The organism is Agromyces sp. Y182 (assembly GCF_059445385.1).
The window spans coordinates 1385401-1410019 of sequence record NZ_JCAIUF010000001.1 but is presented as its reverse complement, the minus strand read 5'-3'; the positions used below and the strand labels follow the sequence as shown (position 1 = coordinate 1410019).

Annotated in this window: 16 protein-coding genes and 2 tRNA genes; 13 read left to right on the top strand and 5 right to left on the bottom strand. The window is 66.5% G+C overall.

Features of this window, described 5'->3' with window-relative positions:
• Positions 1-27: 27 nt before the first annotated feature.
• Positions 28-948 carry a hypothetical protein gene (locus tag AC1C2R_RS06505; RefSeq protein ID WP_495379391.1) on the top strand — a complete coding sequence of 307 codons (921 nt, stop codon included), beginning with the start codon at positions 28-30 and terminating at the stop codon, positions 946-948.
• Here the strand turns inward: AC1C2R_RS06505 and AC1C2R_RS06500 are convergent.
• Entirely contained in the window at positions 905-1912 is a 1008-nt protein-coding gene (locus AC1C2R_RS06500) for a diacylglycerol/lipid kinase family protein (protein WP_495351693.1), read from the bottom strand. The genes AC1C2R_RS06505 and AC1C2R_RS06500 overlap by 44 nt on opposite strands.
• A 92-nt stretch (positions 1913-2004) precedes the next feature.
• Here AC1C2R_RS06500 and serS point away from each other — a divergent pair, with 92 nt between their 5' ends.
• From serS to AC1C2R_RS06455, 9 genes are all read left to right on the top strand, one after another.
• Complete coding sequence (gene serS / locus AC1C2R_RS06495; RefSeq protein WP_495379390.1) at positions 2005-3270, top strand: serine--tRNA ligase; 1266 nt, start codon at positions 2005-2007, stop codon at positions 3268-3270.
• Complete coding sequence (locus AC1C2R_RS06490; protein ID WP_495379389.1) at positions 3267-4175, top strand: HAD family hydrolase; 909 nt, start codon at positions 3267-3269, stop codon at positions 4173-4175. Before serS ends, AC1C2R_RS06490 begins: the two co-directional genes overlap by 4 nt.
• 63 nt (positions 4176-4238) lie before the next feature.
• On the top strand, positions 4239-5504 hold the full coding sequence (locus AC1C2R_RS06485) for an LCP family protein (RefSeq protein ID WP_495379388.1): 1266 nt from the start codon (positions 4239-4241) through the stop codon (positions 5502-5504).
• Positions 5505-5630: 126 nt separating this feature from the next.
• Positions 5631-5715, top strand: a tRNA-Ser gene (locus tag AC1C2R_RS06480).
• 134 nt (positions 5716-5849) lie between these two features.
• Entirely contained in the window at positions 5850-7043 is a 1194-nt protein-coding gene (locus AC1C2R_RS06475; RefSeq protein ID WP_495379387.1) for an LCP family protein, read from the top strand.
• 194 nt (positions 7044-7237) lie between these two features.
• Positions 7238-8554, top strand: a complete 1317-nt coding sequence (locus tag AC1C2R_RS06470; RefSeq protein WP_495379386.1) for a hypothetical protein — start codon at positions 7238-7240, stop codon at positions 8552-8554.
• 141 nt (positions 8555-8695) lie between these two features.
• Positions 8696-8983, top strand: a complete 288-nt coding sequence (locus AC1C2R_RS06465; protein WP_495351687.1) for a hypothetical protein — start codon at positions 8696-8698, stop codon at positions 8981-8983.
• Between the two features lie 70 nt (positions 8984-9053).
• A complete protein-coding gene (locus AC1C2R_RS06460; protein WP_495351686.1) occupies positions 9054-10991 on the top strand; it encodes a dynamin family protein in 1938 nt (645 codons plus the stop codon).
• Positions 10988-12553 (top strand): dynamin family protein, encoded by a 1566-nt coding sequence (locus AC1C2R_RS06455; protein WP_495379385.1) that lies wholly within the window; start codon positions 10988-10990, stop codon positions 12551-12553. Before AC1C2R_RS06460 ends, AC1C2R_RS06455 begins: the two co-directional genes overlap by 4 nt.
• On the opposite strand, the gene AC1C2R_RS06450 is transcribed toward AC1C2R_RS06455, so the two are convergent.
• From AC1C2R_RS06450 to AC1C2R_RS06435, 4 genes are all read right to left on the bottom strand, one after another.
• A complete protein-coding gene (locus AC1C2R_RS06450; RefSeq protein ID WP_495379384.1) occupies positions 12440-13006 on the bottom strand; it encodes a hypothetical protein in 567 nt (188 codons plus the stop codon). The two genes, AC1C2R_RS06455 and AC1C2R_RS06450, sit on opposite strands and share 114 nt — an antisense overlap.
• Before the next feature lie 61 nt (positions 13007-13067).
• Positions 13068-13871, bottom strand: coding sequence for an IniB N-terminal domain-containing protein (locus AC1C2R_RS06445; RefSeq protein WP_495351683.1), 804 nt, complete (start codon positions 13869-13871; stop codon positions 13068-13070).
• Between the two features lie 120 nt (positions 13872-13991).
• Positions 13992-16586: a LuxR C-terminal-related transcriptional regulator gene (locus AC1C2R_RS06440; RefSeq protein WP_495379383.1), complete on the bottom strand. Its 2595-nt coding sequence runs from the start codon at positions 16584-16586 to the stop codon at positions 13992-13994.
• A gap of 41 nt (positions 16587-16627) precedes the next feature.
• Positions 16628-18538, bottom strand: a complete 1911-nt coding sequence (locus AC1C2R_RS06435; RefSeq protein ID WP_495379382.1) for an Hsp70 family protein — start codon at positions 18536-18538, stop codon at positions 16628-16630.
• A 260-nt stretch (positions 18539-18798) separates the two neighbouring features.
• Between AC1C2R_RS06435 and AC1C2R_RS06430 the strand changes: the two genes are divergently transcribed.
• From AC1C2R_RS06430 to AC1C2R_RS06420, 3 genes are all read left to right on the top strand, one after another.
• Positions 18799-18887, top strand: a tRNA-Ser gene (locus AC1C2R_RS06430).
• 25 nt (positions 18888-18912) lie between these two features.
• A complete protein-coding gene (locus tag AC1C2R_RS06425) occupies positions 18913-19950 on the top strand; it encodes an arginase family protein (RefSeq protein WP_495379381.1) in 1038 nt (345 codons plus the stop codon).
• 319 nt (positions 19951-20269) lie between these two features.
• Positions 20270-24571 carry a glycoside hydrolase domain-containing protein gene (locus AC1C2R_RS06420; RefSeq protein ID WP_495379380.1) on the top strand — a complete coding sequence of 1434 codons (4302 nt, stop codon included), beginning with the start codon at positions 20270-20272 and terminating at the stop codon, positions 24569-24571.
• Positions 24572-24619 lie beyond the last annotated feature (48 nt).

The following is a 24619-nucleotide window of genomic DNA, read 5'->3' as shown; positions in this document are numbered from 1 at the left end:
CGGGCGGCCTTGACCCGAGGAGGTCACGTGAGCGACGGCGCCACGACCGGTATCGACCCGCAGTTCGATCCGCGCTTCCAGCGCGGGTATTCAGGACATGGGGCGAGCGAGACGGATGACCCGCCGACGCGCCTCCCGTCGGTGTCGCGCGTGCCCGATCCACCGAGGGCGCCTGAGCCGATCGCACCGGCGCCGACGGAATCCGGCCGGCGCGTCGAATCTGGGTCCACCGTCGATGCGATCCTGAGCCCCGAGTCCGATCGATCCGTCGCGGATCACCCCTCATCCGAGCTCGAAAGATCTGAGCTCGAACGACTCTTCGGGCCGGATCGAGGCTCGTCCGGTGATGAAGCAGCCGACGACGCAGCGGTGCGCGCGCGCATGTGGCTGATCGCGGGCTGGGCGGTCACCATCTCAACGTTCGCGGTCGGAGCGTGGTGGTCGTGGGCCGTGTTCTCGGACGTTCGCTACTACGCCGGAGCGGTGGCGCCGGATGAGCGGGGGTTGCGCGAGCTCGGCTGGGCGCTGTCGCCGCCGCTGTTGATGGCCGGTGCGGTCGGCTCGGTCGTGGTGACGGCGTTGGCGACGCTGCTGCGTCAGAGCGCGGAACCACTGGATGTCGAGTCTGCCGAGCCTCGATCGCGGCGGGGTGCGACATGGTGGGCGCTCGTAGCGATCCTGGTGGCGGGCGTCGTCGCGGTCGTCTGGGGCATCGGCCGGATGCTCGAAGGCTCGGGCGCGGTTCAGGGCATCATCGTCAACGGGGGCGGAGAAGTCCAACAATCCGACAGCCTTGCCGCGATGGCGCTCGGCCAATTCGCGCAGAGCCTCATCGGCCCAGCGGCAACCGCGGCGATCGCCGCATTCGTCGCGATCGTCGCGGTCGAAGTGCGCCGCGCAGCGATCAGCGCGGCACGCGCACGATCAGCGCAGCCGGGTCGACCTTGAACCGCGCAGAGACCACGAGCCCGAACTCGTCGCCGTCGATCTCGAACTCCTCGGGCGCGCCCTCGATCTCGAGATCGACCGATCGGCCGCGCAGGTAGACGATCTCGTTGCGCTTGCTGCCGCCGGTGAGGTCGAGGATCTGCCGGCCCAGCGCTGTCTTGCGCAGCACCCGGTTCTCCCACGTGACCTTGCGCCAGATGAGCAGCCATCCGAAGAGATTGCGGGGCGCCAGCACGACCACGTCGAGGCGGCCGTCGTCGATCTCGGCGTCGGGGATCAGCTCGATGTTGCCGGGCAGATAGCCGAGGTTCGCCACGAGGATGCTCGCGACCTTCGAGCGGTGCTGCCGACCGGCGTCGACCTGGTGCACGACGCGATACGGCTTCGATGCGGGCAGGGCTCGCAGGCCCGCGTCGACGTACGCCAGCCAGCCGACCCGCTTCTTCAGGTCGGCGTTGGTGCCCGCGATCATGGCCGCGTCGATGCCGATTCCGCTCATCACGAGTGACACGTGCGTTTCGTCGGTGCCGTCGGCGCGGGTGACGTCGGCGACGATCACGTCGACCGCGCGGTCCATGCCCGAGAACGCGAGCACGACGGCGTCGGCCTGGTCGTTCACGGGGATGTCGAGGTTGCGGGCGAACAGGTTGCCGGTGCCGATCGGTACGAGTCCGAGCGGTACGCCGCTGCCGCGCAGCGAAGCTGCGACCGAACGCACGGTGCCGTCGCCGCCGGCCGCGATCACGAGATCGACACGGGCCTCGAGCGCCTCACGCGCCATGCCCTTGCCCGGATCGTCTTCGGCCGTCTCGATCCAGAGTGAGGGCGCGAAGTTCTGGCGTTGCTCGGCGGCCTCGACAGCGGCCCGCAGTGCGGCGACGCCCTGCTTGGTTGGATTGAAGATCACGGCCGCGCGCAGGCGCTGGCCCGCGGCATCCGTCACCCCCTGCTCGACTGCCGTCACGCAGCCCACGGTATTGCATCGAGGCCTGAAACAGCCGTGAACGCGCTCGGGTGCCGATCGGGACGTCGGATGCCCCGGCTAGACTTGCTCGGGTGATCGACCCCGTGCTGCTTCGCGAGAACCCTGACCTGATCAAGCGTTCGCAAGAGCTCCGTGGTGAGTCCGTGGCGCTCGTCGACACGGCCGTCGAAGCTGATGCCGCGAGGCGCACCGCGATCACGGTGTTCGAGGCGCTCCGCGCCGAGCAGAACGCCTTCGGCAAGCAGGTCGCTCAGGCGCCGAAAGCGGCCAAGGCCGCCCTCGTCGCCGAAGCGCAAGAGCTCGCGGCCCGTGTGAAGACCGCGAATCAGGCTGCGAGCGACGCCGAGTCCGAGTTCACGCTCGCCGTTCAGCGACTCGGCAACGTCGTCATCGACGGTGTGCCGGCCGGCGGCGAAGACGACTTCGTCGTGCTGCGCGAGGTCGGCGAGATCCCCGCGTTCGACTTCGAGCCGCGCGACCACCTCGAGATCGGCGAGTTGCTCGACGCCATCGACATGCAGCGCGGTGCGAAGGTCTCGGGCGCGCGCTTCCACTATCTCAAGGGCATCGGTGCCCGTCTCGAGCTCGCGCTCATGAACATGGGCCTCGACCGGGCGCTCGCGGCCGGATTCACGCCGCTCATCACCCCGACCCTCGTGCGGCCCGAGATCATGAACGGTACGGGGTTCCTCGGTGCGCACTCCGACGAGGTCTACTACCTACCCGAGCAGGAGCTCTACCTGACGGGCACGAGCGAGGTCGCGCTCGCCGGGTACCACTCCGACGAGATCATCGACGTGTCGAAGGGGCCGATCCGCTACGCCGGCTGGTCGACCTGCTATCGCAGCGAGGCCGGCAGCCACGGCAAAGACACCCGCGGCATCATCCGGGTGCACCAGTTCAACAAGCTCGAGATGTTCACCTACATCGACCCGGCCGACGCCGAGGCTGAGCACGAGCGCCTGCTCGGTTGGCAGGAGGGCATGCTGCAAGACCTCGGCCTGACGTACCGCGTGATCGACACCGCGGCTGGCGACCTCGGCTCGAGCGCTGCCCGCAAGTACGACGTCGAAGCGTGGGTGCCCACGCAGAACGCCTACCGCGAGCTCACCTCGACCTCGAACTGCACGACGTTCCAGGCGCGCCGCCTCGACATCCGCCACCGCACCGAGAGCGGCAAGACGGCTCCCGTCGCAACGCTCAACGGCACGCTCGCGACGACCCGCTGGCTCGTCGCGATCCTCGAGACCCACCAGCAGGCTGACGGCTCGGTCGTGGTGCCCGAGGCCCTTCGCGGGTACCTCGGCGGCCTCGAGGTGCTCGAGCCGGTCGCATGAACAGCGAGAATCCCGCTGGTCGAGTAGCGAGCGCAGCGAGCGTATCGAGACCCCATGGCGAGGATCTCGAGACACGTCCTCCTTCGTCGGGCGCTCCTCGATCAACGGATGACCCCTGGTTCGTCGCGCTCGATGTCGACGGCACGATCATGCATGAAGACGGCTCGATCGATCCGATCGTCGCCGAGGCGGTTGCGGCGGCCCGCGATCGCGGCCATGTCGTGACGCTCGCCACCGGGCGTTCGTGGGCGACGACCGCTCCGGTGCTCGAGCGGCTCGAGCTCACCCCCGAGTACGTCGTGTGCGCCAACGGTGCGATCACGATGCAGCGCGACGATGCGGCATCCGATGGCTATGTTCGCCGTCACGTCGAGACGTTCGATCCGACGCCCGTGCTCGAACGTATCCGCTCGTTCCTGCCGGCCGGCAAGTTCATGGTCGAACTGCCCGACGGCTATCGCCTCTACACCGAGGGCATGAGCGAGTGGAACGTCGACAACGCCCGTGAGGTGCTCTTCGAAGAGCTGCTCGACCAGCGCGCCACGCGTGTCGTCGTGACGAGCCTCGAGCACGGGCTCGACGAGTTCTTCGGCATCGTCGACCAGATGGGCCTGCATCACGTGAGCTACGCCATCGGCTGGACCGCGTGGCTCGACATCGCCCCCGACGGGGTCAACAAGGCGACCGCGCTCGAACGGGTGCGCGGCTGGCTCGACCTTCCGAACGACCGCGTGCTCGCTGCGGGCGACGGGCGCAACGACCTCGAGATGTTCGCCTGGGCGGGGGCGGCCGGCAGGGCCGTCGCGATGGGCCAGGCGCCCGAAGAGGTGCGCGCGGCCGCGGGCGAAGTCGGCGGCACGATCGACGATGCAGGACTCGCGGCGGTGCTCGACTCGCTGCCGTGATCGCGCCGATCGCGGTGCTCGCAGAGGTCGCCAGCATAGAATCGGCGAAATCGAAGGGGTGCGATGAGCGGTTCGGTCGAGCGAGAGGTCGCCGTCGAGCAGACGGCGGTGCCGAGGCACGGGCGGATGCCGCGGCGCGGTGCCATCTCGACGTACCTGAAGCTCGCGGCATCCGTCGTCGCCGTGCTCGCTGTCACCGCCACCTCGGTCGTCGCATATGCCGCACTCGACCTGTTCGGATCGGTGCAGCAGGGCGCCGAGCTCGAGAGCGAACACCTGCTCGACGGGGTGCCCGACATCGGTGCGATGGACGGCGGTCTCAACTTCCTGCTCCTCGGTAGCGACAAGCGGCCCGAGAGCGGCGCCTTCGGCGATCCTGAGGAGGAGTCGGCCGAGCTCAACGACGTGACGATGCTGCTCCACATCGCGCAAGACCACTCGCACGTCGAGGTCGTGAGCTTTCCGCGCGACATGATCGTGCCGGTGCCGGAGTGCACCGATCCCGAAGACCCTGAGGGCGACGAGCTGTCGGCGATGTCGGGCGTGAAGATCAACACCGTGCTCGAACACGGCGGCATCGGCTGCGTCGGGCAGACGATCGAGCAGCTCACGGGCGTGCAGATCCCCGTCGGCGGCATCGTGCAGTTCGACGGAGTCGCAGCGCTCGCGACGGCGGTCGGCGGCGTCGAGGTCTGCGTCGCCGACCGCATCGACGACGACTACTCGGGGTTGCACCTCGACGCTGGCAAGCACACGATCTCGGGCTACGACGCGCTTGCCTTCCTGCGCTCGCGGCACGGCGTCGGCGACGGCAGCGATCTCGGGCGCATTTCGAATCAACAGACCTTCATGGCCTCGCTCATGCGTACCGTGCAGGCCGACGGCACGCTCGGCGATCCGACGAAGCTCTATTCGATCGCGAAGGCCGTCACCTCGAACATGAGCCTCTCGCCGGCGCTGCAAGACCCGGTGAAGCTCATCTCGATTGCGAAGGCCCTGCAAGACGTCGACCTGTCGAAGGTCGCGTTCCTGCAGTATCCGACGGTGTACACCGATGATCGCTCGGGCGTCGAGCCCGCCGAGTCGGCCGAACAGGTGAACGCCGACCTCCAGGCCGACGTGCCGTTGGTCATCGATCCGAACGCCACCGACGGCACCGAGTTCGGCACGGTGCCCGACGAGACGGCACCCGCGCCCGAACCCGCGCCCGAGGCATCGGCCGCGCCCGAGGCATCCGCCCCGACTGAGACCCCCGGGGCTGTGCTGCCCGATGACGTCACGGGACAGACCGCCGCCGAGGTGCGGTGCTCGAGCGCCAACGAAGGCTGAATCGAGTACGAACGAGCCGCTTCAGCACCTTTTCAGGGTGGCCTGCGAGGCTTTCGGGGACTTGCTTCGGCTAGAATCGGGGCCTGCCTGCACGAATCGTGCCTCAGGGTGCGAGACTGCAAGCTTGGAGGGCTGTCCGAGCGGCCGATGGAGCTGGTCTTGAAAACCAGTGGGCAGCAATGCCTCGTGGGTTCGAATCCCACGCCCTCCGCGCGAGATGACCACGACGAAAGGATGATGGTGGCCGAAGAGTTGCGAAGCAGTGCACGCCGTGCTGCGACCTCGAATCCCGTCGTGCGGCATGGCCGTCTCAAGCGGCGCAGTGTGTGGAAGACCGTGGGCAAAGTGACCGCGTCCGTGGCAGCCGTCGCCCTCGTCTCGGGCACGGCCGTCGCCGCGTACGCCGCCTTCGATCTCGCGAAGACCGTGCAACCCACCATCACGCTCGGCAACGAAGACGTGCTCGAGGGCGTGCCCGATGTGGGTGCCATGGAAGGCGGCGTCAACATTCTCGTCGTCGGCAGCGACAGCCGCCAGGGGCAGGGTATGGCGTTCGGCGATCCCGACGAAGAGACCGCCGTGCTCAACGACGTCACGATGATGCTGCACATCTCGCAAGACCACTCCAACGCCTCGGTCGTGAGCTTCCCGCGCGACATGCTCGTCGACGTGCCCGAGTGCGATGACCCCGATGACCCCGAAGAGCCGTTCTCCGAGCAATACGGCATGAAGATGAACACCGTGCTCTCGCATGGCGGTCTCGGTTGCGTCGTCAAGACGATCGAGGCCGAGCTGGGCGTCACGATCCCCTTCGCCGGTGTCGTGCAGTTCATGGGCGTAGCCGGTCTCTCCGAAGCCGTGGGCGGCGTCGACGTCTGCGTTGCCGAGCCCATCGAAGACGAGTACACCGGCACGTTCCTCGAGGCGGGCACGCACAACCTCTCGGGGGTGGCCGCGCTGCAGTTCCTCCGTACGCGTCACGGTGTCGGCGACGGCAGCGACCTCGCCCGCATCTCGAATCAGCAGGTGTTCCTCTCCTCCCTCGTGCGTACCGTTCAATCGAACGGCACGCTCAGCGACCCGGTGAAGCTCTACTCCATCGCGAAGGCCGCGCTGGCCAACATGCAACTCTCCGACGGGCTCATGGACCCGACCCGCATGATCTCGATCGCGAAGGCGCTGAGCGCCACTGATCTCAGCAAGATCGCGTTCATCCAGTACCCGACCGCGTACGTCGAGGGCGGCGGTGCCGTCGAGGCCACGAGCTCGGCCGAATATGTGAGAACGTCGCTCCAGAACGACCTCCCCGTGACCTTCGACGCGGCTGCGCAGGAGTCGGCATTCGCTTCGGCCGGCGATCCCAGTGCAATCGTGCCCGCCGACGAGGCTCCCGTCGAAGATGCGCCCGCCGACGACGCTACCGCCGAGACGCCGGCCGACCCTGCCGCACCGACGGTGGAAGCCCTGCCGAGCGACGTCGCCGGTCAGACCGCGGCCGAGACGCGGTGCTCCGCCGGCCGCACGCTCGACGACCAGTAGGCGGTTTCCGCGATCAGCTTCTGCACCTGAGCTGATCCCCCAGTGGCCCCCTGATCGGGCGCCGGAGCCCCCTACAGCACCTCGCGAACCCTCGGGTAAGCCCCCGATGCCGACCACCGCACCTCGCTCGTAGCGTGAGACGGGTAATCGACAACAGGGCGTGAAATCGTCCGGGGAAGCGAAGGAACACACTCATGGCTTTCGATGACAACAGCGTCTGGACTCGAGTCCGAGACTCGTTCAACGTCAACGTGGCGGTGCCGATCAGCGACAACACTGTCGACTCGCTCAACGACAACACCGTCGACTCGCTGAACGACAACGACTTCAACTCGCACAACGACAACTCGGATAACTCCGACAACTCGGATAACTCCGACAACTCGGATAACTCCGACAACTCGGACAACTCCGACAACTCGGACAACTCCGACAACTCGGACAACTCCGACAACTCCGACAACTCGGACAACTCCGACAACTCGGACAACTCCGACAACTCGGACAACTCCGACAACTCGGATAACTCCGACAACTCCGACAACTCGGACAACTCCGACAACTCGGATAACTCCGACAACTCGGATAACTCCGACAACTCGGATAACTCGACCAACGACTCGTACAACGACAACTCGGACAACTCCGACAACTCGGTGCACGACTCGAACAACGACAACTCGATCCACGACTCGGGCAACACGACGCTGAACGACCACTCGATCAACGCGGGTGTGCGGGAGTACAACGTCGGGTTCGGCGACCTCACGATCGTCGGAAGCCTCGGCGCCGACGGTGAAGCCGGCGGGTCGAGCCTGCTCGCTGATGGCGGCGGCACGAGCGTCAACATCGACAACCGTTCGACGGTGCTCGACCAGTCGGTCAACCAGAACATCGCTGCCGCGGCTGGCAGCGGTGGCGATTCCGGTGCGCTCGGCTCAGGCGGCGGTTCCGGCAGCGGAGGTTCCGGTGCTTCCGGCAGCGGCGGCTCGGGTGGTAGTGCCACCTCGGGTGCGGCCGGCGGTGGCGGCGATGCCGCCGTGGGTGCCGGCGGTGACGGTGGTGCCGGCGGTGACGCCACTGGCGGCAACGGTGCCAGCGGCACAGGCGGCGCCGGTGGGTCCGGTACCGGCGGCGGCGCCGGCGATACCGGCTCTTCCGGTGGCGACGCCAGCGGCGGCAACGTGTCGCAGTACTTCAACAACGAAGCTGTCGTCAACTCCGGTGACTACGGCGTCGCTGCGGGAGGCGATGTCGACATCGACAACTCGTCGTTCGACGTCTCGGTCGGAGACATCTCGATCGGCAACACCATCGATTCGTACAACGAGGACTACAGCTGGGACGTCGATGTGAGCGACTCGTTCAACGACAACTCGACCAACCTCGACGTGGATGTGGACGACTCGTTCAACGACGACTACTCGACCGATGTCGACGTCGACGTTGACAACGCCAACATCCTCAGCCCCGACGCCGTTGCCGTGCAGATCGACGACATCACCCTGTAGGGGCGCTGCAGTTCTGCCCGGTCGCCCCCTGGGGCGGCCGGGCACACCCCCACCCGGTCGCTGACGGCCGCGGTCACTGCTGACATCCCCTGGTTTGCAGTGCAGACAGAAGTTCCCCCACAAGTTCCGAAGGTGTCCGAAATGTCCAGTGACGAGGCCGCGAGCGAGCAGGGTGCCCTGCCGTACGACGACTCGTCGGCACAGGCGGCAGATCCGATGGTCGAGCCCGACGACGGGTTCGACGCCGGTGCATGGGAGACCGATCTCGCAGACGCCCTCTCCGACCCGAGCGCGGCGAACCTCTTCACCGCGGAGATCGAGCACGTCGACGCATCCGATTGGGATGTCGACACCGCGCTCATCTGGGGCGATGTCATCGACGATGTCGTCGACGACGCTGGGAGTATCGGGCCCGATTTCCCACTCTGAATCGGGCGCGTGACGGGGCGGGGTGCACTCCGCCCCGTTCTCTGTCACGATGGAGAGAACGAGGGAATTCGTGCCGGAAGCAGTCAACACTGAGGAGTCTGCAGTGGTCGAGCGCGAGCAAACGGCGACGCCCGAAGATCCGCCGGTGGCGGCGCACCTGCAACGCGCACCGGAGCTCGAGGGCGAGGCTTCGGCCATGATGGACGTCGTCCGCAACGTCGGGCAGCTCGCCGCTTCCTCCGGTCGTGCAGACCTGGCCAGACGAATCCAACAGACACAGGAACGGCTCGCCGATCCCGACATCCGAGTCATCGTGGTCGGCGAGTTCAAGCAGGGGAAGAGCAAGCTCATCAACGCCCTGGTGAACGCGCCGGCATGCCCCGTCGACGACGACGTCGCGACGAGCGTGCCGACGTCGGTGGGGTATGCCGAGGTGCCCTCGGCATGGGTGCTCAAGCAGCACACGGATCCCGCCACTGGCGCGGCTGGCGTCGATCGCCGTCAGATACCGCTCGAGGAGATCTCCGAATTCGTGTCGGAGCACGGCAATCCGCGTAACGAGCGTCGCATCGTGTCGGCCGAGGTGCTGCTACCGCGCGAGATCCTCAAGGGCGGGCTGAAGCTCGTCGACTCGCCCGGCGTGGGCGGCATGGAGTCGTCCAACGCGCTGGCGACGCTGTCGGCACTGTCGACGGCGCACGCCGTGCTGCTGGTGTCGGATGCCTCGCAGGAGTACACCGAACCCGAGGTGCAGTTCCTCAAGCACGCGATGCGCATCTCGCCGAACGTCGCCGCAGTGCTCGCCAAGACCGACCTCTACCCATCGTGGCGTGAGATCGAGCAGATCGACCGAGGCCACCTCCGCGACGCCGGCGACGTGCCGATATTCTCCGTCTCCAGCGATCTTCGCCTGCTCGCTGCCGAACTCCGCGACAGCGCGCTGAACGACGAGTCGGGCTTTCCGGCGCTCGTCGCACATCTGCGCCGAGAGGTGCTCGGCCGCGCCGAGGTGATTCACGAACGCAGCGCCGTGCACGATCTCGTGTCAGTGGTCGAGCAGCTCACGATGTCACTTCGTTCCGAGCTGAATGCGATCCTGCACCCCGAGGACACGCCGCGCATGATCGCTCAGTTGGAGGCGGCGAAGGCGCGCGCCGACGAGTTTCGCGGGCGGTCGTCGCGCTGGCAGGTGACGCTCACCGATGGTGTCGCCGATCTCATCGCCGACATGGAGCACGACCTGCGCGATCGGCTGCGCAAAGTGCAGCGCGAGGCCGAGGACGCGATCGAGGAGGGCGATCCCGGACCGATCTGGGATCAGATCACCGAATGGCTCGACCAGCGGGTGACCAGCGCGGTGTCCGAGACCTTCGTGTGGACCGATGAACGCTCGCGCTGGCTGTCGGAGGAAGTGGCCGAGATGTTCAGCGAGGGGGAGTCCGCACTCCCGGCGATCGACGTCGGCGACACGCAAGGAGTGCTCGACCCGGTCGAGGGCATCTCCGAGCTCGACCCGGGTCGTCTCGGCGCAGGAGAGCGGATCTACATCGGCGTGCGCGGATCGTACGGCGGCGTGCTCATGGTCGGCCTCGCCACAGGATTGATCGGACTTTCGCTGATCAATCCGTTGTCACTGCTCGCCGGAGTGCTCGTCGGCCGGCGCGCCTACCGTGAAGACATGAGCGCACGATTGATCCGCAGGAAGCACGAAGCCAAAGGCCATGTGCGCCGCTACATCGACGAAGTCACCTTCCAGGTCGGCAAGCAGCTCAAAGACCGGCTGCGCCTGGTGCAGCGCGCCGCTCGCGACCATTTCGGGGCGATGGCCGAAGAACTGCACCGCTCGTTGTCGGAGGCACTCGTCACGGCGAAGCAAACGGCGACCACCTATACGTCCAGGCGCGACCAGCGGGTGGTCCAACTGAAGGCGCAGATCGGCCAACTCGAGCGGCTTCGCGCTGAGATCCCCGAGCTTCCGCCGATGCGCACCGAGGCTGTACAACGGTGACGGCACAGGTGAGGGAGGACGCAGCGGGCTTGCTGCGTACCGCCCGCGCCGTCTACGACGATGATCCTGCGGCGCAGAACACGCTCGCCGAACTCGACCGGCGCTTGCGCGAACCCTTGCGGTTGGCCATCGCCGGCATGGTGAAGGCGGGCAAGTCGACGTTGCTGAATGCCCTGCTCGGCGAGCAGATCGCGCCGACTGACGCCGGTGAGTGCACACGGGTCGTCACCTGGTATCGGTACTCGGCGACTCCGACCGTCACGCTTCACCCGAAGGAGGGCGAACCCCGGCGGCTGCCGGTGCGTCGAGATCACGGGCGCCTGGTGCTCGACCTCGGTGGCGCTCCCGTCGAGGAGGTGGGTTGGATCGACATCGGCTGGCCGCTGATCGCTCTGAAGTCGATGATCCTGATCGACACGCCGGGTATCGCGTCGTTGTCGGAAGGCGTCTCAGCGCGAGCGACGTTGTTCCTCACCCCGGAGGAAGCCCCGTCGTCGGCGGATGCCGTCGTGTATCTCATGCGGCACCTGCACGCCTCGGACATCAAGTTTCTCGAGGCCTTCCGTGACACCGCGGCCGGGGCGGCGCAGAGCATCTGTGCGGTCGGGGTGCTCTCGCGCTCAGACGAGATCGGCTCCGGCCGCATCGATTCCCTGCTGTCGGCGGGGAAGGTGGCACGACGTTACGAGCTCGATGGTGAGCTGGCCTCACTGGTGCTGGGTGTCATCCCGGTGGCCGGGCTCGTCGCCGAGGGGGCTCGCACGCTCCGCGAGCACGAGTACACGGCCTTCCAAGAACTTGCGGGGCTCGAACGGGTCGACCGTGAGCGCCTGCTCGTGTCGGCCGACCGATTCACCGGTGAATCCGACATCACCGACGTGAGCGCGGCCGAGCGCCGGAACCTGCTCGGCCGATTCGGGCTGTTCGGGGTGCGGCTGGCCACCGCACTCATCCGCGGCGGAGTCGAAAGCTCGTCCGATCTGTCGGGGCAACTGGTGCAGCAGAGCGGACTGATCGAGCTCCAGCGGTTCGTGCGAGATCAGTTCCGCACTCGTGCGTCGACGCTCAAGGTGCGCGGCGTGCTGCTCGGGCTCGACCAGCTCATCCGCGAGAATCCGCGCGAGGGTACAGAAGTGATCCGCGGCGGTATCGAGCGCATCACGGCCGGCGCGCACGCGCTGCGCGAACTCTCGTTGCTGGCCAGCGCGAGGTCGGAAGGGCTTCCGCTGATCGCACAGGATGCCGCGGACGCCCAGACGATCATCGGTGCCAAAGGCACCCCGGCCCACGTGCGTCTCGGTGTGGCGGAGAACACGGACAGCGACTCACTCCGCGACCGCGTCGGAACCGTCCTCGTGCACTGGCGTCGGTTGTGCGAGTCTCCGCTCACGGACCGAGCGGCGGTGAGCGTGTGCCGGGTGGTGATCCGCAGTCTCGAAGAGATCGCGTCAGAGCTGCGGCCCGCGGCGGATGTCGTGCTGCCGGGCGGACCACGCGATGGCACCCGGGAGCACACTGAAGAGCAGCGCGAGCACCACGAGCCCGCATTGGGCGGCAAGTAGGAGCCGCACTGGTTCACCGCGTTCGCCGATCGCCACCAGTTCCGTCGACAGCAGCAGGAGGAGGACCTGCACCACCAACGTCGCGAGCTGCCACCAGCGCACCTTGGGACGCCTGCTCATGAACGACACCAGAAGCGTGATCTGCGTCAGCAGTGCTGCCACCATCACCCCGAACACGACCCAGAACACGACGTCGGCGGCGGTCTGGTAGGTCTGCTCGGCGCGCCCGTCGCTGACGCCGCGAACGACGTCCGCGATCAGGGGAAGCTGGGTCTGACGGATGACGAAGAAGTAGACGACCGTGAACCCGCCGACGGCGAAACTGAGGATCCAGAGCACCTGGCTCGCGCGCACGGAGAACGGCGGGGTCAGCTTCACGAGCACCGGGGCTGCGTTGGGATTCGCGACGGGAGGGCGTTCCGGCGCGTCTCGCTTGTGACTTGCGGTCGTCATAGCCGCATTCATCGCCGGCGTTCCGGCGGGTGGATTCGTCTGCTCGGTCACGTAGCCCAGGTCACGGCTCCTCGGCCGGATCTTCAGGATACGGGTCGGGGTCAGGCGCGGTGAGGGGCTCGTTCGCGTCGTACGAGTCCGCCGCGGTGAGGTCCGCCATCAGCGCATCGGGCTGCGCTTCCGGTTCGACCGCTGCGGGTTGCTCGGGGGCCGCGGCCGTGGCATCCGCCGACGATGCATCGGTTGCTGTGTCGACGACAGGGGCGTCGTCGGTTCCAGTGACCGTATCGGCCGGGGTGTCGCTCGGCGCACCCGTCGAGGTCGTGTTGTTCGAGCCGGTGGTGTTGCCCACCGCGATGTCGCCCGCCGTGACCGTGGAGTCGGAGTTGTCGATGTCGGCATCGTTGCCCGCGGCGACAGCATCGTCGCCCGAGGCGACGACGGCATCTTGATCGAAGATCTGCGTCACGTCGCCCTGGGCCCAGATGTTCTGATTCGTCGACTGGTCCACGATCGTCGTTCGGTTGTCGATCGTAGTGAACTGATTGATGATGCGCGAGATCTCGTTGACCACCTCGTTGGTTTCGCTGAACGGTTGCGGCGACCCTGGATCAGGTTGCTGCGACCCCGGATCTTCCGTCGAGCGGGGATGCGGCGACGCCTGCGCTCTCGAGGTCACCGACGGGTCATCGATGATCACCGGTGCGACCGCCTTCACGTCTGCCCCGCACGCGCCCTGGAGGCCGTGATTGGCCAGGGTCTCCCGCGGGGCCGAGTTGAACTCGTCGACCGCGGCCGGGTCGCGAAGCAGACTCAGGATGAACGCGATCAGCGCGTCGGCGATGGTCGTCACGGGTGTGTTCATGTATCGACTCCTCAGCGGTCCAACGGCAACATGCACGCATGTTCGAAGCTGGTCTGTCCTAATGTATGCCGCTCATGCCGGGCATGGCATCGGGGGTATCCCCGAAATCGCACGGGGGCATCAGGGGGGTGCGTCAGTTCGCCCGTCTCCTGCTGCCGCGACGTCCTGGGCGGCCTCCGATCCTTCGATCAGTACTCGCAGCTTGGCGATCACTTCGGAACGCGACGACGCACGGAGCCGGCGCCGGATGTGAGCGATATGGTGCTCCGCGGTGCGAGGCGAGATGAAGATGGTCTCGCCGATCTCGGCGTAGGTCTTACCCTGCAGGACGAGCCTGGCCACCTCGAGTTCGCGATCGCTCAGCATCTCCGTCGGCGACTCAGACGACATGGGCGCGGGGGAAGACTCGGTTCCGGATGCCGCGGGGCGGCGTGCGGCATCGTTGGGGTGCAGGTCGCGCGCGCACGACAGCAGGCGGGCGGCGACCTTGCGGTCGGCGGTGCGTGCGGCGCCATGCCCCGCCAGGCGAGCCGCGTCCCAGGCGAGTCCCGCTGCGGCGAGGCCACGGGCGGAACTCTCGACGGCGTCTGCGTGCACCGTGCCGGCGAGCACCGAGGTCCACACTCTCCCGGCCTTCGCCATGACTGCGGCGACACGGTTGGTCGGGGCGGCCGACACGAGCGCGTGCGCGTGCGGGGCGAGATCCTCGGGCCGGTTCAGCAGGATTCCCTGCTGGATGCCCGCCCAGCGCAGATGCGCCGACCATTGCGCGGGAGCGCCGAGCCCGTCGATGATCTCGAGGCCACGGGCGAGGTGAGGCTCGAGGTGTTCGGAGTCTCCCACCTTCGCCGCCGAGCAGACGAGTTCGGCGAAGGGATGCAGCAGGTACAGGTCGATCTCGGTGCGCAGGATGCTCGGTCGGGCCTGTCGCCAGGCTGCCTCGAGGCCCGCCGCATCCTCGTAGCGGCGCGCGATCGCAACCTGCACCGCATTGGCGAGCAGCGCGTCGCGCGGCGACGTGGTCGGTGCACACTCGAGAGCACGGGCGAGTGACTCTCGCGCCTCGGCGGACCAGGCTCGCTGCACCGCGACCCATGCGCGCCACAGCAGCAGGCGCGGCCGCGCCCACTGCCCGCCGTGGCCACCGGCGATCGCGTCTTCGATCACGGAGTGCGCGGTGGCGAGGTCGCCGAGGTTGATCGCGACCGTCGTCGCGATGACGGCCGGCAACTCGGGGATCGCTGCGGACGTGCGTGACGATGTGTACATCTCCGAGGCGCGCACCAGATCGACGAGCATGGTCGGGGCGGCGCCCTCGGGGGCGATGGATGCGGCGAGCCCGCGACGGAGCAGCTGCATCGAGACGCCGAGTGCGGACGGCGCACCGCTGCGCGCCGTGGTGATCTCGTGGGTGATCTCGGTCGCGTCGTCGAGCGCACCGACGCCGTACGCGGCGATCATCGCTCGTACGGTCGAGTCAGGGTTGTCGGGGGGCGTCGCGCGGTACACGGCGGAACTCTGTTCCATCATCCCGCGGCTGGCCCAGGTCGCGGCCGCGACGTCGGCCATTCGATCGCCGTCCGTGCCGTGCACGCCGGACGGCGCCGCATCGATCAGCGCACTGGCGGCATCCAGATCGGTCACTGCCCAAGCCGCCTGTGCTCGGCGCGCAACGAGGTCCGCCGGGTCGACGCCCGAGTTGATCGCGGCGCAATAGAGCTCGGCCGCCCGGTGCGGGTGATCCTCGAGCATCCCATCGCCGTGCTGCACCAGCGCGGCGCCGACCTGCGGATCGCCGACGAGACCGACCCATTCATCGTCGCCGGGGTCTCCCGACTCGGCGGAGCGCGCGATGACCTCCGCCAGGCTGCTGCTCATGTCGATGAGGCGCCGTGCGGGGATCGTCACCCTGACGGTGGCACGCACCACCGGCACCGGCTGACCGTTGCGCATCAACAGGCCCTCGGCGTATCCCTTCATGATGTTCTCATCGCTGTGTTCGGGCGTTCCGAGAACCGATCGTCCGTGCCCGCCCACGATCGAGAGCAGCTCGATCGTGCGTCGGAGATCGGAGTCGAGGGTGTCGAGCCGGTGCGCGATCCGCTCCTCGAGTACGCGGGCGAGCTCGCCGTGGGTCTCGTCGTCGAGGCAGTCGCGCTCGTCGTGTGCAGTCAGGGCCTCGGACACGAGCCACGACACGCCGCCGGTGGTCACGAGAATGTGGTCGAGGCAGCGGCTCGGGATCAGCTGGTCGTGGCTGTCCAGATAGGCGAGCACGTCCGACCGCGAGACATGACCGAGCACGATCGCCGGTCGTGTCCGCTCGAGCCGTCGCGCGATCGTGGTGAGGGTATCCGACTGCGGCCATGGGCGGCTGGCCACCACGAGCGCGGCATCGGGATCGTCCGAACGGATTCGCACGCGTTCCAGTTGCTCGGCGTTCATCAGATGCAGGTCATCGACCAGGAGTACATGCGAACGCGGGACGCGCGCGACATCCAGGTCGCCGGCGGCCACCAGGCTTGCATCGCGATGCTCCTCGGCGAGCATCCGTTGCAGATGACGCAGCACGGTCGACTTGCCTGAGCCGGCATTGCCGACGACCATCGCCCGGGCGGATCCGGCCCAGGGGGCGACGATCGCATCCACCGCAGGTCGCATCTGGCGCTCCCAGACGAACGGCGGACCGGTCTGCGGAAGCACGGTGCTCGACACTTGCAGGACTGTCATGGCGTGGGTGGTTCGTCGATGCCGGATCAGGCGGGTTCGGTCGTCGTCGGTGAGGGCGAGGCGGGGTCGGTGATGGGCGGGTCCGGCGCGGGGTCAGTGGTGGGGTCTGCCGGGGGAGGGTCGGTCGCAGGCTCTGGAGTGGGGTCTGCCGGGGGAGGGTCCATGGTGGGATCGGTGGTGGGATCGGTCGTGGGTTCTGTGGTGGGCTCAGTCGTGGGCGGGTCTGTTGGGTCGACGGTCGGCTGGATCGGGTCACCGGTGGGCGGCCCAGTGATGACGGGCTGGTCGGCTGCCCGCACCGGAGGCGGCGAGAGCGCCGGCGGCGTGGTGCGCGGTACTGCCGGACGTCGAACCGGAGACGGCTCGTTGATCGGGCTGAGGCGTGTATTCGGTCCCGAGACGTCGTCGGTGTCGTCGGGCCGCTCGAACAACCCCGAATCGATGATCGGACCGGCCGGGGGGAGCGCTTTCGCGAACGGGGCGATCGCTTTCGTCGCCGGGTCGGTCAACGGCGACGGCATCGCTTCGGGCGAGTCCGACGTGCCGACAGTGTTGCCGGAAGCGGCATTGTCGTAGGCGGTCATCCGCGAACCCGCGGCCATCGCGCCGCCGAAGACGATCGCTCCTGAGATCAGTGCGACGGCGCCCGCCATCAGCCACGTCGATCCGTGCCTCGCGACGCGGTTCGTCGTGGGGCGCACGAGAGAGAATGCGCTGGCGACGCGCGCGAGCACGAGCCCGCTGCCTGTGGTCACCTCGACCTCGACCTCGGTGTCGGTGTCGGTGTCTTCGACGGTGGGATCGAGTGTCGCCAGCGCGGTCGAAGCGGCGACAGCTTCGCGTTGGTTCAACCGGGCGAGCACCGTGCGCGCCGCACCCAGGGCGATGGAGGCCTTGGGATCCGCATCGACCGCCAGCGGTCGGTCGAATCGCTCGGAGAGGCGCTGGGCGACGAGTGGGATCCGTGACGATCCTCCGATGAGGAGGATCGCCTCGAGCTGATCGGCGGTGAGGTCGGCGGAGTCGATCGCGTTCTCCAGCACGCCGAGTGTCGTGTCGAGCGCTCCGTCGATCATGTGCTCGAACTCGGAGCGTGTCAGGCGCACGCTCGATCGGCTCGGCGGTATGAGCACCGGGATCGTGGCATCCGAATCGAAGGAGAGCGCCTCTTTCGCGTCGATGGACTCCCGGCGCAATTGGGAGAGGGCGATGCGGGTGTCGGGATCATCGATCGACAAGGCGGAGACATCCAGGCCGGATGCTGCGATGACGTGCTGGAGGACACTATCGTCGAAGTTCGCTCCGCCCAGATCGTCCAAGCCCGCGGGATCGCCGGCCAGCGTGAATTCCGAGTCCGCGCCTCTGCGCAGCACCACGGAGTCGAAGGTGCCGCCGCCCAAGTCGTACACCGCGATGGACTGGCCGGGTTCGAGCGGCCGCGTGGCCTCGTAGTGGCGCGCAGCGGCTTCTGGCTCGGTGATCAGGGAGACGTCGTCGATGCCGAGACGGCCGAGCGCTGTTCGGATCAGGCCGAGGCGGTGCGCCCCCCATGCTGTGGGATGCGTGAGGGAAATCGCATCGGGGCGCGAGCCCATGCGTTCCGTGACGGCGTCGACGACCGACGCGAAGGTCTTCGCATACAGCACTTCGGGTGCGAAGGTCTGCTCGCCGACCACGAGGGGCACTTCGTCGCCGATGCTGCGCTTGAACTCGCGCACGAGTCGCTCAGGCTGCGCGACACCCCTGCGCTCGGCGGCATCGCCGAACAGCAGGTCGCCATCGTCTGAAACGAAGACGACGGTCGCGACGCAGTCGCCCTTTCGCCCCAGGGTGAAGGGCGTGGCGCTGATGCTTCCATCTCGCTCGACTCGGGAAGTTGCCGCTGCTACGCGACTCGTGCCGATGTCGACCGCGAGGACGTACGGGTTGTCCTCCATGTTTCACAAACCACGATTCCGAGTTTGGCTTGAGATTCCGAGTTTGGCTTGAACAGCGTCACTCTAGGCCGATGCCGTTGAGTCCGCGAGTGGACGACGGGCTTCTGGTATACCCCAGTTCGGTGGACACGCCGGCCATCGATGGTCAGGCATGGGGGAGCACTGCGAGCCGTAGCGATGTCGAGGAAGGGTGCTGGAATCGTCGTTCGGACGGTCGCCGGGTTATGATGACAGTCGCGTGTGCGCACCAGCATCCGCGAGGAGACGTCGCATAGTCCGGCCGAGTGCACCACCCTGCTAAGGTGGAGTCCCCGTAAGGGGACCAGGGGTTCAAATCCCCTCGTCTCCGCTCTCTCTTGGGCCGATCAGCGCTCGTGGTTGAGAACTGCCAGCCGATCGCCCGTTGCCTTTCTGAAGCCGCGCATCTTTCCGCGCTCTGGCGTTTCTCTGAACGATGCATACGAGTCGCCCCATGCTCGCCGGTTCTTCGCTTCTGCAAGGATTGTGCTGTGATTTCGTTGCTTTCTGCTCCGACGAACCTCGGGTTGCGTCCGCCGCGGCGCGGGAGCGTGCCGGGTGCGTCGAAGGCGCCTGAGGCGTTTCGTGAGGCTGGCTTGTTTCGTCGATTCGCCGAGCTCGGGGCAGTCGAGGGAGGCGTCGTCCTTCCTGGCATGTACGTCGACGATGACTCGACTCGTTTGCCGGGTCGCGTGCGCAACGAGACCGCACTGATCGATCACGCGCGGCGCCTGGCCGACCGCGTGACCGAGACGCTCGACGCGGGCGCATCACCGCTCGTCATCGGAGGGGACTGCAGCCTGCTGCTCGGGGCCGGCCTCGCCCTGTCTCGACGTGGTGCGGGGGCAGGGCTCGTGCACGTCGACGGTCACACCGACTTCCGCCACCCAGGCAACAATGCCGCTTGTGCCAGTGTTGCCGGCGAAGATCTGGCCGCCGCCATCGGCTTGCATTGGCCGGCGATCGCCGACATCGATGGCCAGGGTCCGTATTTCCAGCCTGCGAAGGCTGCACATATCGGATGCCGAGATGACGACGAAGAGGCCGATGAGGTGCGGCGCACGATCGGGCTCGTTCTGCCCGCATCCGAAGCGATGGTCGTCGGCACGGGGGAGGCGGCGGCTGCCGCTCGCGCCGTCGCCGGCACGAGCGGATATTGGCTCCAGGTCGATGTCGACGTCCTCGATCCGTCGATCATGCCGGCCGTCGACAGCCCTGACCCGGGCGGCTTCGATGCGGAACAGTTGCTCGACCTTCTGGCAGCGCTCGCACCGAACGCGATCGGCGCATCCGTCACCGTTTTCGATCCCGACCTCGACCCCGAAGGGGAGTATGCACGGGTTCTGACCGACATCCTCGTCGCTGGATTCCACCGGCTCGGTTCCGAGCTCTGAGCGTTCGCAGAAGCAATGATCGGCTGAGCATTCGCGTGCCGAGGACTACCGGTTCGGAGAGATCGCACTGCGGTGCGCCGTTCCGTGATCGACGACGCGAGTATGGTGCTGAACCGCTCCCGAATGGTAGCGTTACCAATCACGGGTCGTCTCGGATGCGCACTCCGACAGGTGAACTTCGATCCTGCTCCTTTGCGGCCATCAGAACCTGACCTCAGGCCGCAGCAGTGGCACCTGAAACCGCCGATGGTTTCTCCTCACCGCCCAGTTCACGAATGACCAGGGATTCCCTTCCCGAAGATCACAGAGAGCGATGATCATGAGCTACATCAAGAAGATTGCGGCGATGTCGGTGGTATCGGGGGTGCTGGCCAGCGCTCTGGTGGTGCTGGGTGTCGGTGCGACCGCCGTGCCCGCAGTGGCCGCTGAGGATGCGAGCGAGGACTTCGTGAGTCTGGTCGATCCGTGGATCGAATCTGATCGCGGGAGGTACTTCTTCTTCCAGTCCGCCAGCAATCCATTCGGGTTCGTGAAGTTGCGCCCCGACACCTTCACCGCCGACGGGCGAAGCTCGGGTTACCGCCCCAGCGAAGATCAGGTGAAGGGATTCAGCCACATTCACGACTGGCAGATCTCCGGTGTGCAGGTGATGCCGACGACAGGCGAAGGCGTGCCCAAGACCGAAGGCGACACCGGCTGGCAGTCCCACGTCGAGCACGATGAGACCGAAGTGGTCGAGCCCGGGTATCACAAGCTGCGGCTCGACCGGTACGGCGTGACGGCCGAGCTCACGGCGACCGACCGGGTGGGCCTGCACCGCTACACCTACGAGCAAGCCGGCCCGAGCGAGATCATCGTCAACCTCGGCGGCCGCCTCGGCGAAGCCACGATGGCCGACGCCCAAGTGACCAAGGTCAGTGACACGGAGATCGAGGGCTTCGTCAATCAGAGAGGAGATCGGGGCCCGGTCAACAAGCTCTTCTTCAACATCTCCTTCGACAAGCCATTCGATTCTCTGCACGGATGGAAAGACGGAAACCTCACCGACGATGGTGCCCCGTTGGACACCAACGCGGGCAAGAACAGCGGGGTGTACGCCCGTTACGACAACCTCGCCGCAGGTGAGACAGTGCAGATGAAGGTCGGTTTGTCGTTCACCAGCACGGATGGCGCCCGCAAGAACGTTCAGGCCGAGGCATCCGGATGGGACTTCGACGCAGTCAAGCAGGCTTCACAGGAGCGCTGGAACGAGATGCTCGGTCGTGTCGATGTCGACGGCGGCACTCACGAACAGCAGGTGAAGTTCTACACGGACCTGTTCCACGTTCTCGCCGGACGAAGCGCCATCAGCGACGTCGACGGCGCCTACCTCGACAACACCTTCGGCGTGAACAGGGTCAAGCAGATCCCCCTCGACGAGGATGGCAAGCCGCAGTTCGCCATGTACAACTACGACGCCCTGTGGCTGACGCAATGGAACCTGAACTCGATCTTGGGAATGGCCTATCCCGAGGTCTACAGCAGTTTCGTCAAGTCGCAGCTTCAGATGTATCAAGACGGAGGGCTCCTTCCCCGAGGTCCGGCTGCCGGAAGTGAGACCGCTGTGATGACCGGCTCGCCCGTGTCGTCCTTCATCACGGGGGCGTACAACAAGGGCATCCGAGACTTCGACGCCGACCTTGCGTTCGACGCGATGCTGGATTCGCAGTCCCTTGGCGGCCAATACGAGCCCGGCGCGTTCGAGCCCGATGGCTTCGGCGGATGCGGCGGGGCCAAGCAGTACATCGAGAACGGATACGTTCCCGAAGACCTGTGTGTCGACAAGCACAACGGTGGGGCAGGTCTGACCCTGGAGTACTCGTTCCAGGACTGGGGCCTCGCAGGCATGGCCGAGGCGCTGGACAAGACCGGATTCAACGTGGCACAGCTGGCCTCGGCGGAAGCCTCGTCGCAAGCCGACGATTCGAAGCAGGCCGCTGCGCGTGCGATCGACGGCCGTCCCCTTCGCTCCACTCCGGCTGAGTGGTCGTCGGCCGGCGAATCCGACCCGTGGATCACGGTCACCTTCGACGAGCCGCGAACGATCCATCAGATCGTGATCAAAGACCGGGTCGATCCCGCAGTGAATGTGAATTCCGGGGTGCTGACCTTCAGTGACGGATCCACCGAGACCGTCGAGAACATCGGCACGACCGGGCAGAGCAAGATCGTGGACTTCAGCCCACGCACGGTCGACTGGGTGAAGTTCGAGACGACCGGCGGAGAGGGCACCAACGTCGGACTCAACGACATCGAGATCTGGGACGACACCGACCTCGGGACGTATCTGATGGATCGGTCGGAGAACTGGCGCAACCTCTACGATTCCGGAACCGACTTCATCCGGCCCAAATCGGCGAATGGCAACTGGCTCGCCGACTTCGATCCGCTTTCCGCAACGGACTTCGTCGAGGCCAACTCATGGCAGGCGACCTGGTTCACCTCTCACGACGTGATGGGACTCGCCAATCTGATGGGCGGTACGAAGGCGTATGCAGACAAGTTGAACTACGCCTTCGAACAATCGGTCGATGGCGGCTTCATCGGCGGATACGGCGAAAGCCACGTCAATTACGGCAACCAGCCCGCCCTCCAGAATGGACATCTCTTCAACTACGTCGGCTACCCGTGGCTGACGCAGTACTGGGTGCGACAAGTGCAGAAGCAGGTGTACGCACCCGTCACCACGACCGACGGTTACGGTCATCACGATGAGGATCAAGGCCAGATGGGTGCGATGAGCGCCCTCATGGCGATGGGCTTGTTCGAGGTCACGGGTGGTGGCCAGAGCGACCCCGTCTACGACATCACCTCGCCGATCTTCGACGAGATCACGATCGCCTTGAACCCCGACTACTACTCCGGAGGGCAGTTCCGGATCATCACGCACGACAACTCGGCCGAGAACATGTACATCCAGAAGGCTGAACTCGACGGCTCGACGTCGAACAATTCCTGGTTCCACCATTCGGAGTTCGCCGACGGCGGCACTCTGGAGCTGTGGATGGGGGACACCCCGAACACGCAGTGGGGTGTCGACGACCTTCCGCCGTCGGAATCCGAAGAGGCGGAGCAGATCCCGACGACCGGTGTCACCATCGATGCTCCCGACTCGATCGAGGTGCCGTACAGCACGATCGCGTTGACCGCTGCGGTGGCTCCCGAAGATGCCTCCTACAACCGAGTCGACTGGACCGTGACGAATCCAGACGGTTCCCCCACCGACACGGCAACGGTCGATGGTTTCGACGGCACATTGACCGTCAACGATACAGAGGGCGACATCGTGGTGACCGCGACCGCCGCGGATGGCAGCGGCGCGTCGGCCAGCAAGACGGTGACCGTCGACCTCGACGTCGACCTGTTGCGGGGAAACGCTGCGCGTTGGCCCAACGTCACCGCGACAGCATCCACGGAATACTCGAGCAAATTTCCGGCTCGCAAGGTCTTCGACGGAGTGATCGGCCCAGGCGACGGCGGCGACTGGGCATCGCGCGGCGAACGCAATCCGTGGGTCCAACTCGATTGGGCGACGCCGATCACCGCAGATCGAATCGTGCTCTTCGACCGACCCGCGCTGCTCGATGACGCCAACGGCGGAACGCTGACGTTCAGCGACGGCAGTTCGGTGCCGGTCAGCGGACTCGCTCCGAATGGGAGCCCGTTGAGCGTGAGCTTCGACGCCCGAACATTCCAATGGGTCAGATTCCAAGTCGAAGGGGGAACCGGGTTGAACCCCGGGCTGGCCGAACTCGAGGTCTACGCGGTCCCCGGCGTCCCCGAAGCACCGCGCGAGGTGACTGCGGCATTCGAGGGAAACGAGGCCGCCGTGGCATGGCAGCCTCCGGCCTTCGATGGCGGAGCTCCCTTGACCGGATACGTCATCACCACGTACCGCGACGGCGCCCCGGTTGAGACACGAAACGTCGAAGATGGGGAGAATCAGGCGACCGTCGACGAGCTCGAGGGCGGACACTCGTACGAATTCTCCGTGGCTGCGTCGAACCTGCGCGGTTCAGGACCGGAATCCGAGAAGACCGTTGCGGGAACGCCACCGAAGCTGGTCACGCCGGCCCCGGTCTCCTACGTCGATCCCTACGGCACGAACGGCGACCAGTACACGATTCCCGCCTCTGAAGGCGTGGAGTACTTGATCGACGACGCCCTCGTGGCGGCAGGCGCCTATCCCGGTTCAGGATCGATCACGGTCGTCGCTCGAGCTGTCGCCGGCTACATACTGGCCGAAGATGCGACCGCGGAGTGGTCCTTCACGTTCACGGCGGAAAAGGTCGACTCGCAGAGTTCCGGTGCGCTCAACAAGCTCATCTCCGTCGGAGGCGCGGGAATCGTCTACACCATGAACGTTGAGGCGGGGCAGGTCGTTCCAACCGGACCGGTATCCATCTACGACGGAACTCGCAAGATCGCGACCGCGACGCTCACCCCAAGCGACGACGGGCGCGTCCGCATCCCGCTTCCCAAGCTGAGTCGAGGTCTGCACCTGTTGACCGGCCGGTACGGCGGCGACGACAATGTCGAGCAGTCGGGTGCCCGGCCGAGCGTTGTGTTCGTCCTCTTCTAGCCGAAGCGCACTACCGGAAGGGGCCTGCTGCGAAGCGGGCCCCTTCCG

Excerpts from the sequence above, each read along its gene's own strand:
- AC1C2R_RS06420 (WP_495379380.1), top strand. The coding sequence starts at position 20,270 with ATGAGCTACATCAAGAAGATTGCGGCGATGTCGGTGGTATCGGGGGTG.
- AC1C2R_RS06435 (WP_495379382.1), bottom strand. The coding sequence starts at position 18,538 with ATGGAGGACAACCCGTACGTCCTCGCGGTCGACATCGGCACGAGTCGC.
- AC1C2R_RS06490 (WP_495379389.1), top strand. The coding sequence starts at position 3,267 with ATGAACAGCGAGAATCCCGCTGGTCGAGTAGCGAGCGCAGCGAGCGTA.
- AC1C2R_RS06485 (WP_495379388.1), top strand. The coding sequence starts at position 4,239 with ATGAGCGGTTCGGTCGAGCGAGAGGTCGCCGTCGAGCAGACGGCGGTG.
- AC1C2R_RS06465 (WP_495351687.1), top strand. The coding sequence starts at position 8,696 with ATGTCCAGTGACGAGGCCGCGAGCGAGCAGGGTGCCCTGCCGTACGAC.
- AC1C2R_RS06450 (WP_495379384.1), bottom strand. The coding sequence starts at position 13,006 with ATGACGACCGCAAGTCACAAGCGAGACGCGCCGGAACGCCCTCCCGTC.
- AC1C2R_RS06445 (WP_495351683.1), bottom strand. The coding sequence starts at position 13,871 with ATGAACACACCCGTGACGACCATCGCCGACGCGCTGATCGCGTTCATC.
- AC1C2R_RS06470 (WP_495379386.1), top strand. The coding sequence starts at position 7,238 with ATGGCTTTCGATGACAACAGCGTCTGGACTCGAGTCCGAGACTCGTTC.